We start from the raw sequence: 8128 nt of genomic DNA on the forward strand, positions 1-8128 counted from the left end.
AAAAAGCCACGGACATGTTGATCGAGGAGCGCTTGCAAATACAACAAGGGCGAAAGCTCAGCATTACGCCTAGCGAAGACGACGTGAACAAGGTGCTGGTCGGCATGGCGCAAAACAACAAAATGAGCCCCGACCAGCTTGCCACGGCGCTCGGCCAGATGGGCGTGAACATCAAGACTCTCAGGGATCGCATCAGGTCTCAGGTGGTATGGCAGGACGTGGTGCGGAAGAAATTCCGCCGCAACGTGTCGATCGGCGAGGCCGACGTCGACAAGGCGCTCACCGACGCGGGCGAATCGGGCAAGCCGAAGGAGGAGACCACGCTGCAATTGCGCCAGGTCAGGTACGAGATCCCGACCGACGCGGATCAAGGATCAATCGCCAAGCAACTTGCCGCGATCGAAGCGATTCGCGCCAAGGTGCAGTCTTGCTCCAACTTCTCGACGCTCACCAAGGACATCAAGGGCTTCAAGGTGAAAACGATGCAGGATCAGCTGCCGGGCTCGCTCGGCCAGCCGATGCGCACGCTGGTAATGAACGCGAAGGTGGGGCAAATGACCCCACCCACCCTCTCCGGCTCGGCCATCGAGGCTTATGCGGTTTGCGGCAAGCACGCCGTCAAGGGCGATCCGGAGAAGCGGCAACAGACCGAGATCAAGCTCATGGAACAAGAGCTCGGCATCAGGGCCGAGGGCCTGCTGCGCGACATGCGCCAGGACGCGTTCATCGAGTACCGTTGACGCGGTTTTGGGTGACGCGGACGCCTGACCGGCCTAAAGACTTTCCCCAATCGAAATAGTCCGGGCGTGCTGCCCTGAGCGGCGGCTACGAAACGCTGCGGAGCGTCTTGCCGATGGCCGGGTCGCAATGGACGTCGCAATGGACAATGCCGAAAGACCGCTTGCCCTCACGATCGGCGATCCTGCCGGGATTGGCCCCGACATAACCCTCCTTGCCTTTCAGGCGCGTCAGAGCACGCCGGTTCCACCCTTCGTGCTGATCGGCGACCCAAGGGTGCTGGCTCGGCGGGCCCGCGCGCTCGGTCTCGACCTTAAGATCGAGACCGTCGGCGAGGCAAGCGAGGCCCCCTCACTCTTTGCCAAGGCCTTGCCGGTGCTGCCTATCTCTGTCGCCGGCGATGTGGTTGCCGGACACCCCGACTCCGCCGCGGCGGCGGCGGTTCAGCGGTCGATCGAACGGGCCGTTGAGCTCGTTCGCGCCGGCACGGCGAGCGCCGTGGTCACCAACCCGATCAGCAAGGCGACCCTGATCCACGCCGGCTTCGGCTTCCCCGGGCACACCGAGTTTCTCGCCAAACTTGCCGGGCTCAATGCCTCCGACGCGGTGATGATGCTCGTGGCACCGGAGCTCAAGGTGGTGCCGGTCACCATCCATGTTCCGCTTAGAGAGGTGATGGGTGCACTCAACGAGGGGCGCATCGTCAAGACGCTGCTGATCACGGCGCACGACCTTGCGCGCTATTTCGGCGTGGCGCGGCCGCGCATCGCCGTCGCCGGCCTCAACCCCCATGCCGGAGAGGATGGCACCATGGGGCGCGAGGAGATCGAAGTGATCGTGCCCGCCATTGCCGCGGCCCGCCGCCAAGGCATCGATGTGACCGGGCCCTATTCCGCCGACACTCTATTCCACGCCGAGGCACGCAAGACCTATGACGTGGCGGTGGCCATGTATCACGACCAGGCCCTCATCCCGATCAAGACCCTTGCCTTCGACCTGGGCGTCAATGTCACGCTCGGACTGCCTTTCGTGCGCACCTCGCCCGATCACGGTACGGCTTTTGCGCTTGCCGGTACCGGTCAAGCAAGCCCGCGCAGCCTGATCGAGGCCTTGCGGCTCGCCGATACCATGCAGGCCCGCGCGGGCGCCAAGCCTTGAGCGCGCCGGACGGGCTGCCGCCTCTGCGCGACGTCATCCGCGCCTCAGGGCTCAGCGCACGCAAGAGCCTCGGCCAGAATTTCCTGCTCGATTTCAACCTCACCCGCCGCATCGCACGCGCCGCCGGGCCGCTCGAAGGAACCACCGTGGTTGAGATCGGCCCAGGTCCGGGAGGTCTTACCCGGGCGCTGCTTCTCGAAGGGGCTTCGCGGGTGATCGCCATCGAAAAGGACGAGCGCTGCCTCCCTGCCCTGCACGACATCGCTTGTGTCTATCCGGGACGGCTCGAAATCATTGCCGCCGATGCGCGCGAGGTCGACTATGGCGCCTTGGACTTGCGAGCGCCTGCGCGCATCGTCGCCAACCTGCCTTACAGCGTCGCCACGCCACTCCTCATCGGCTGGCTCAAGACTGAGCCATGGCCGCCTTGGTTCGATCGGCTCGTGCTCATGTTTCAGCGCGAGGTCGCGATGCGCATCGTGGCCAAGCCCGGCGCCCGCGACTATGGGCGTCTCGCCGTAATCAGCCAGTGGCGCACCTCTCCTCGCATTCTGCTCACCCTTCCCGCCGCAGCCTTCACGCCACGGCCCAAGGTCGACTCCTCTCTGGTCGAGCTCGCACCGAAACAGGCTCCGCATCCCGCCTGTAACGTCGCTGCGCTGGAGCGGGTGACGGCCGCGGCGTTCGGACAGCGGCGCAAGATGCTGCGCTCTTCCTTGCGGCAGGTCACGCCCGACAGCGAAGCCCTTCTGCAAGCGCTCGGCATCGACCCGAAGCGCCGCGCCGAGGAGCTAGAGATCGCCGATTTCTGCCGGATCGCCAACGCGCTCGGCCGCTAGGCCGTCCGTCATTCCGACGAAAGTCGGAATCCAGCGCGCGAAGCGCAACGAAAGAACTGGGTACCGGCTTTCGCCGGTATGACGGAGTTGCAAAGGCGCGGCGTCAAAGCTCGGCCAAGAGGTTCTGCACGAACTCCTTGAGCCCGGTGAGCCGGGTGGCGCGCAAGCGCTCGGCAGCGAGGATAGCGCGGAGCGACGCGACCGACTGCTCCACGTCATGATTGATGACGACGTAGTCATACTCGTCCCAGTGCTGGATCTCGTTGCTTGCCCCTTGCATGCGCCGCCGCACGGTCTCCTCCGAGTCCTCGGCGCGAACTTTCAAGCGCTCCTCGAGCTCGGCGGCGGTCGGAGGCAGGATGAACACCGCAACAACGTCGTCCTTGGCGCTCTCCCGGAGCTTGCCCGCCCCCTGCCAATCGACGTCGAACAAAACGTCGCGGCCCTCCGCAAGCGCCCGCTCGACCGGTTCTCGCGGTGTGCCATAGAAATTGTCGAAGACGAGAGCCCATTCGAGAAACTCACCGCGGTCGCGCATGCGCGCAAACGTGTCGCGATCGACGAAGTGATAGTGCTTGCCGTCGACCTCGCCTTTGCGCCGCTCGCGCGTGGTGCAGGAGATCGACATCTCGATGCCGGGTTCCGCGTCGCGCAATCGGCGGGCTAGCGTGGTCTTCCCCGCGCCGGAAGGCGAGGACAGGACCAGCATCAGACCTCGTCGCGTGGGCTCCATCGCTAGCATCACTCGATGTTCTGAACCTGCTCGCGCAACTGATCGATCACCGACTTGAGCTCGAGCCCTGCCCGGCTGATCTCGATGTCGGAGGCCTTCGAGCAGAGCGTGTTGGCCTCACGGTTGAATTCCTGCGAGAGAAACTCGAGCCTGCGGCCGACCGGTTGATCTTGCGCGAGCAGGTCCTTGGCCGCCGCCACATGGGCCCGAAGGCGGTCGATCTCTTCCTGGATATCGGCCTTGGCGGCAAGCAGCAGGGCCTCCTGGTACAGCCGCTCGGGATCAATTCCGGTGCCGGTCTCGATGAGACGCGCGACCTGCTCGGTCAGACGCTGCCGAATCGTCTCCGGCTGACGCGCCGTAGCATTGGACGCCCGCTCTACGAGGCTTGCGATCTGGTCGAGCTGATTGGCCATGACGGCGGTAAGCCTCGCGCCTTCCGCCCTTCGTCCCGCGACAAGCTGATCGAGCGCCGTGCCGAGCCCCTTGAGCAGCGCCGCCTCGAGCTTCGTATGCGCCTCCTCGCTCTCCTCCCCCTCCACCACCTCGACCACGCCGCGCATGGCAAGCAGCGTATCGAGATTCGGCGCCTCTTTATGGGTTAGCGCTTGGGCGCGCTCGGCCGCGGCGAGCGCCTGGACCAACGCAGCTTCGTTCAGGCGAATGGCGAGTTCTCCGGTTTCGCGGCGCAGCGTGAGATTGAGCATGCAATTACCCCTGGCAAGCGCCTCCTGGGCGAGCGCTCGCGCCTTGATCTCGAGCCCTTCCAGACCCGAAGGCATGCGGAGGCGAAGCTCAAGCCCGCGCCCATTGACGCTCCGCACCTCCCAATGCCAGCTCGTCTCGCCATGGACGCCTGAGCTGCGGCCAAATCCGGTCATGCTTTTCAGCGTCATGCGCGTTCATCCTCATGGCCGTCCGCAGCTCCGCGGACGACCGTTATATGCCGAGTCGGGCCGGATTCGGCGAGCGAACGCCGACGCCTCGGCGACAACCTTAACAGACAAGGAGAGAGCAATCGCCTTAGCGCAGGGGATTGCGCCGCGGCAAGGGTATCCCGGCCCCGGCGCTTCCGTCCGGCGTGTCCTCAGGGCCAGCCTCGCTCTCGCCGGCCGCAGCACCTGGCGCGGGCGAAATTCCGGCCGAAGAGCGCAAATTCACCAGAGCATCCGGCGCAACAAGCGTGCCAGGAGCCGCTCCGGCCGTGGGCACGGTGCCAGTGGCTGGAGCAGGAGCGCCCGACGAGGTCTTGGGAACGCTGCCGTCTGTCGCAGGAGTCCCGCCAGCCGCCGCGGCAGCAGCGGCTGCCGCCCGCTCTTGCTCGCGCATCGCGCGCTCGACCTGACGCCACTTCACGACATTCTTATTATGCTCATCGAGGCTTGGGGCGAAGGCGTGTCCTCCGCTGCCGTCGGCGACAAAATAAAGATCCTTGGTCTTGGCCGGCTTCAGCACCGCCTCGATCGCCGCGCGCCCGGGATTGGCGATCGGCCCCGGCGGCAGCCCGTTGATCTTATAGGTGTTGTACGCGGTGTCGCGATCGAGCTCTTCCTGCTGGATGGGATGGTCGAGCACGCCTTTGCCCCCGACCAGCCCGTAGATAATGGTGGGGTCTGATTGCAGCCGCATCTTCTTCCTGAGCCGGTTCTGATACACGCTGGCGATGAGCGGCCGCTCATCGGCCCGGCTCGTCTCCTTCTCGACGATGGAGGCGAGAATGATCGCCTCCTCCGGAGTTTGCACCACGATGTCGGAGTCGCGTTCCTCCCACATCTTGGCGAGGAATTTCTTCTGAGCAATCTGCATCCGCTCGACGATGTCCTGGCGGCTGTCGCCGATCTGGAACCGGTAGGTGTCAGGCAGCAGCGTTCCCTCGGCGGGGATGCCGGCAATGGTGCCCTTCAGATCGGGGTTCGCCTCAATGCGCTCGACGATCTGCTGGCTGGTGAGCCCCTCGGCCAACGTGACCTTGTGGGCGATCGACTTGCCCTCGACCAGGGTATCGAGCACCTGGCGCATGCTTGCCTGCTTGCGGAACTCATACTCGCCGGCCTTCAGCGCGCCGGTGCCGCGCAAATACATAAAGTAGATGATGCTGGTCATGAACAGGCCGCGGTCGGTGATGACCTCATCGTGCTCAAGCCGCTCGGCGATGCCGTTCACCCCCTCGCCCTTCGGAATCACCACCACGGTTGAGGCAGGCAAGGGGCCGGGCCGGTCGAACTGAAGCCTGAAGAAATAGAACAGCGCGAAAACGACGCAGACCGTGAAGAAGGTGAGCATAAACAGGGCATTGAAGAATGCGAGCACCGGGTGCATGCGCCAGGGCTCGCGCTCGGGGAACTCCGGCGGACGCACCGGCTCGAGGGCTTCGTAAGGGCTGCGTGGCGGCGTGTTGAAATTGCGGATCGCGCGTTCCGCACGCTCACGCGCATCGTTGTCTTTCTCCGTCGACGAGAGGTCGCTGGTCACGGACATTGCCTTGATGCCCCGCGCGGGAACTGCCTATCCACTTGGCGTGAGAATATGGCGAAAGGGAGGTTCGGCTGGCAAGCGGAACGAGGCAGGATCAGGCGTCGCACCGTCGCAGGATCAGCGAGGCGTTGGTGCCGCCGAATCCGAAGGAGTTGGACAGCACAGTGTCGATCGTGCGCCGGTGGGCCTTGTGCGGCACGAGATCGATGGCCGTCGCCACCGAGGGATTGTCGAGATTGAGGGTCGGCGGCGCGAGGTTGTCTCTGATCGACAGCGCCGAGAAGATCGCCTCGACCGCACCCGCGGCGCCGAGCAGATGGCCGATCGCCGATTTGGTCGACGACATGGAGACCTTGCCCGCGGCATTGCCGAACAGCCGTTCGACGGCGGCAAGCTCGATCTCGTCTCCCATCGGCGTCGAGGTGCCATGAGCATTGATGTAGTCGATGTCGGCGGGCTCGATGCCGGCGCGCTTGACCGCCGCGACCATGCAGCGATAGGCGCCGTCGCCGTCTTCGGCCGGTGCCGTGATGTGGAAGGCGTCGCCGGAAAGCCCGTAGCCGATGATCTCGGCATAGATCCTGGCGCCGCGCGCCTTGGCGTGCTCAAGCGCCTCGACCACCACCATGCCGGCGCCCTCGCCCATGACGAAGCCGTCGCGGTCGCGGTCGTAAGGACGCGATGCGCGCTGCGGCTGGTCATTGAAGTTGGTGGACAGCGCCCGGCAGGCGGCGAAGCCGGCAATGGACAAGCGGCACACCGGCGATTCGGCACCGCCGGCGAGCATCACATCGGCGTCGCCGAGCCCGACCAGCCGCGAGGCATCGCCGATGGCGTGCGCACCGGTGGAGCAGGCGGTGACCACGGCATGGTTCGGACCTTTCAGCCCATGCTGGATCGAGACATAGCCTGCCGCGAGATTGATCAGGCGCCCCGGGATAAAGAACGGGCTCACCCGCCTCGGCCCCTTCTCGGCGAAGAGGAGCGAAGTCTTCTCGATGCCCTGCAATCCGCCGATGCCCGAGCCGATCAATACGCCGGTGCGGATCTGATCTTCGTATGCGGTAGGCTTCCAGCCGGCGTCGGCCAGCGCCTGGGCGGCCGCCGCCATGGCATAGATAATAAAGTCATCGACCTTGCGCTGCTCCTTCGGCTCCATCCAATCGTTCGGGTTGAAGGTGCCGTCGCTGCCGTCGCCGCGCGGGATCTGGCAAGCGACCTGGCAGGTCAGATCCGAGACGTCGAAATTCTCGACGCGCTTGGCCGCATTCTTGCCGGCGGTCAGCCGCTGCCAGGTGACTTCGACGCCGCAGCCGAGCGGCGATAGGAGACCCAGACCTGTGATGACGACACGTCGCATCTGACGCTTTCGCGTGATCCTCGTTGAGAATCGGTGATCGAGCCGTATGGGCTAAAGCTTACAACGACGCTGGACGGCTCAAGCGCGCGACGAGCAAGACGGGTCAGGCGGCCGTGTTCTTCTCCAGGAACTTGATGGCGTCGCCCACGGTCAGAATGGTCTCTGCGGCATCGTCCGGGATCTCGCAGCCAAACTCTTCCTCGAAGGCCATAACCAGCTCGACCGTGTCGAGGCTGTCGGCCCCAAGATCGTCGATGAAGCTCGCACTGTCGGTGACCTTGTCGGCCTCGACGCCGAGATGCTCAACAACGATCTTCTTTACGCGCTCCGAGATATCGCTCATGTCCGCCTCACCGTTTCCTTTTCAGTCCTTAGGCCTCGCACGTCCCCCGGTCTCGGCTCACGGCCTAACGCACCCTAGAGCGGCAAGTCACAGGGTTTGAACGCGAGGAGGATTGTCTTTGTCAAGCCCCCATAGAGCTTCACAGAGCGGCCGTTTGGGTAACATACTTTCCCGGGCTTTGCCAGCAGCCCTGAAGGGGCCCGATCGAGCCTGCGAAGGCCGCTCCGGCAACCCTGCCAAGTCCTTGCGGCAGAAGGCCTCAAACCATCACCATGCCGCCATTCACATGCACTGTCTCGCCGGTAACGTAGCCGGCCTCGTTGCTTGCCAAAAACGCCACCGCCGCCGCGACATCCTCGGGTTTTCCGAACTTGGCAGCCGGAATTGCACCGGCGATGGCCTCGACCTGCTTAGGGGTGAGCGCATTGGTCATGGGGGTGGAGATAAAGCCCGGAGCGATGCAATTGGCGGTGATGCCACAC

8 protein-coding genes and 1 pseudogene are annotated in these 8128 nt (G+C 64.6%); 3 read left to right on the forward strand and 6 right to left on the reverse strand.

Translation table 11 applies throughout. The annotated features are described in order from the left end of the window. The 3 genes and pseudogenes from ACREC7_RS14390 to rsmA form a co-directional block, all read left to right on the forward strand. A pseudogene (locus ACREC7_RS14390) lies at window positions 1-740 on the forward strand (hypothetical protein); the annotation flags it as partial. Between the two features lie 139 nt (window positions 741-879). Then, window positions 880-1896: a 4-hydroxythreonine-4-phosphate dehydrogenase PdxA gene (gene pdxA / locus ACREC7_RS14395; protein ID WP_431556381.1), complete on the forward strand. Its 1017-nt coding sequence runs from the start codon at window positions 880-882 to the stop codon at window positions 1894-1896. Then, a complete protein-coding gene (rsmA, locus tag ACREC7_RS14400; protein WP_431556382.1) occupies window positions 1893-2735 on the forward strand; it encodes a 16S rRNA (adenine(1518)-N(6)/adenine(1519)-N(6))-dimethyltransferase RsmA in 843 nt (280 codons plus the stop codon). Before pdxA ends, rsmA begins: the two co-directional genes overlap by 4 nt. Window positions 2736-2838: 103 nt before the next feature. Here the strand turns inward: rsmA and gmk are convergent, their stop codons facing one another. The 6 genes from gmk to ACREC7_RS14430 all read right to left on the reverse strand — a co-directional run. Continuing rightward, entirely contained in the window at window positions 2839-3444 is a 606-nt protein-coding gene (gmk, locus tag ACREC7_RS14405; RefSeq protein ID WP_431556383.1) for a guanylate kinase, read from the reverse strand. Window positions 3445-3476: 32 nt separating this feature from the next. After that, window positions 3477-4364, reverse strand: a complete 888-nt coding sequence (locus ACREC7_RS14410) for a YicC/YloC family endoribonuclease (RefSeq protein WP_431556384.1) — start codon at window positions 4362-4364, stop codon at window positions 3477-3479. Window positions 4365-4491: 127 nt separating this feature from the next. Beyond that, window positions 4492-5946 (reverse strand): endolytic transglycosylase MltG, encoded by a 1455-nt coding sequence (gene mltG / locus ACREC7_RS14415; RefSeq protein ID WP_431556385.1) that lies wholly within the window; start codon window positions 5944-5946, stop codon window positions 4492-4494. A gap of 91 nt (window positions 5947-6037) precedes the next feature. Further along, window positions 6038-7303, reverse strand: a complete 1266-nt coding sequence (gene fabF, locus ACREC7_RS14420; RefSeq protein ID WP_431556386.1) for a beta-ketoacyl-ACP synthase II — start codon at window positions 7301-7303, stop codon at window positions 6038-6040. Between the two features lie 103 nt (window positions 7304-7406). Continuing rightward, window positions 7407-7646, reverse strand: a complete 240-nt coding sequence (locus tag ACREC7_RS14425) for an acyl carrier protein (RefSeq protein ID WP_424388882.1) — start codon at window positions 7644-7646, stop codon at window positions 7407-7409. Between the two features lie 259 nt (window positions 7647-7905). Then, window positions 7906-8128: SDR family oxidoreductase (locus ACREC7_RS14430; protein ID WP_431556387.1), on the reverse strand; the 223-nt coding region annotated here is incomplete at its 5' end.

The organism is Methyloceanibacter sp., from assembly GCF_050728395.1.
In the GTDB taxonomy this organism is placed as follows: domain Bacteria; phylum Pseudomonadota; class Alphaproteobacteria; order Rhizobiales; family Methyloligellaceae; genus Methyloceanibacter.